This is a genomic window from Rhodococcus sp. 105337 (assembly GCF_012844225.1).
GTDB lineage: Bacteria > Actinomycetota > Actinomycetes > Mycobacteriales > Mycobacteriaceae > Rhodococcus.
The window spans coordinates 1-542 of sequence record NZ_JABAGQ010000035.1; the positions used below are offsets into that span (position 1 = coordinate 1).

Below are 542 nucleotides of genomic sequence, written 5' to 3' on the forward strand. Positions count from 1 at the left end.
ACCGACGACGGCCCGCGCGCCGGCACCACGTACGAGAAGGTCAGCCAGCTCGAGCCGGTGTTCCGTCCGGACGGCACGGTCACCGCAGGTAATGCGTGCCCGCTGAACGACGGTGCGGCGGCGCTGGTGATCATGTCCGACACGAAGGCGAAGGCTCTCGGGTTGACGCCGCTGGCGCGGATCGTCTCGACCGGGGTGTCGGGCTTGTCGCCGGAGATCATGGGTCTGGGTCCGATCGATGCGACTCGCCGGGCGCTGGCCAATGCGGGGATGGGAATCTCGGATATCGATCTGTTCGAGATCAACGAGGCGTTCGCGGTGCAGGTGCTCGGGTCGGCTCGTGAACTCGGGATCGATGAGGACAAGCTCAATATCTCCGGTGGTGCGATCGCGCTGGGGCATCCGTTCGGTATGACGGGTGCGCGGATCACGAACACGCTGCTGAACAATCTGCGTGAGCAGGACAAGCAGTTCGGTGTGGAGACGATGTGTGTCGGTGGTGGTCAGGGTATGGCGATGGTGCTCGAACGCCTGAGCTGATC

Annotated in this window: 1 protein-coding gene; it reads left to right on the forward strand. The window is 64.4% G+C overall.

The window, feature by feature from the left end:
• Positions 1 to 540: acetyl-CoA C-acyltransferase (locus HF886_RS20860; protein ID WP_169653384.1), on the forward strand; the 540-nt coding region annotated here is incomplete at its 5' end.
• Between the last annotated feature and the right edge of the window lie 2 nt (positions 541 to 542).